The 1545-nt window shown below is 72.4% G+C and carries 1 protein-coding gene; it reads left to right on the forward strand.

Annotated elements, in window-relative coordinates; genetic code table 11:
- Positions 1–12 precede the first annotated feature (12 nt).
- Positions 13–1401, forward strand: coding sequence for an IS1380 family transposase (locus tag ACIHEI_RS37455; RefSeq protein WP_396609991.1), 1389 nt, complete (start codon positions 13–15; stop codon positions 1399–1401).
- Positions 1402–1545 lie beyond the last annotated feature (144 nt).

Here is a 1545-nt window from a genome sequence, read left to right on the forward strand (position 1 = left end):
GGCATCTCTGAAGTGCAATCCTCTCACGCCATGACGGCCGTCTCCGCCGTGTTCGACGAGCCGAACCTTGTCGCGGACGCGGGCCTGGCCCCGCTGGTCCGCCTGGCCGAGCGGCTCGGCCTGCCGGGCCTGATCACCGACCGGCTCCGGATCGCCGGGGCCGGCAACAGCGCCGGCGCGAACGCGGCGGCGAAGGCGATGAGCCTGGTCGCGGCGATGTGCGCCGGCGCCGACTCGATCGACGACGCCGACCGGCTGCGCGTCGGGGCGACGGCCAGGTTGTTCCGCGGGGTCCGCGCCCCGTCGACACTGGGCACGTTCCTGCGCTCGTTCACCCACGGCCACAACCGCCAACTCCACGCCGTGCACCGGGAGTTCCTCGCCCGACTCGCAGCATCGACGCCTCTGCTCCCCGGTGTCGACGCCGTGGCGTTCGTCGATGTCGACCCCACACACCGGCGCGTCTACGGACGCGCCAAGCAGGGCGCCGAGGTCGGGCGGTTCAAGGGCGTCCGCACGCTCCACCCGATCCTGGCCACGCTGTCGACACCGCTCGCGCGGCCGGTGGTCGCGGCGGTGCGGCTGCGTCGCGGGAAGGCCGCCGACGCCCGCGGCGCGGGCCCGTTCACCGCCGAGGCCGTCGCGGCAGCACGGCAGGCCGGCGCGACGGGAACGGTGGTGGTGCGCGGGGACAGCCAGTTCTACAACGCCGACGTCGTCGCGGCCTGCCGCCGCGCAAACGCCCGCTTCTCCGTGACGGTGCGGATGAACCCGCACATCGCCGCCGCCATCGGCGCGATCCCCGAGACCGCGTGGACGGCGATCCGCTACCCGGACGCGTTCGTCGACACCGCCACCGGCGAGCTGGTCTCCGACGCCGAGGTCGCCGAAACCCAGTACACGGCGTTCACCGGACGCCGGAAGGCCGAGCAGGTCACCGCCCGGCTGATCGTGCGCCGCGTCCGCCGCCTCAACGCCGAAACCGCCGCCGGGCAGGGCGAGTTGTTCACCTCCTGGCGCTACCACCCGGTCTTCACCGACAGCCCCTTCGAGACGCTGCGGGCCGAACTCCAGCACCGGCAGCACGCCACGATCGAGCAGGCCATCGCGGACGGCAAGGCATCCGCAATGGCCCACCTGCCCTCCGGAAACTTCCAGGCCAACGCCGCCTGGCTGACCCTCTGGGCGATCACGCACAACCTGCTGCGGGCCGCCGGCGCACTCGCCGGGACCTTCCACGCGAAGGCGACCACGGCCACGATCCGCACGCACCTGGTCCACGTCCCCGCCAGACTCGCCCGCACCGCGCGCCGGTTGACACTCCACCTACCGTCCCGATGGCCATGGCAGCACGCCTTCAGCAGCCTGTTCGACTCCACCCACCCGCCACCGACACGCTGACCAACCCGACCATCGCCCACAAGGGCCCGACCAGGACAGACGTGGAAAAGCTGGGCAGACCAGCGGATGCCCCACACCCACCCACCGGCCAACCCCCCACGAACCTCCGAAACGATCACACTCGCATCGGCCGGTGGATTCGGG

The organism is Kitasatospora sp. NPDC051984, assembly GCF_044593455.1.
Taxonomy (GTDB): domain Bacteria; phylum Actinomycetota; class Actinomycetes; order Streptomycetales; family Streptomycetaceae; genus Kitasatospora.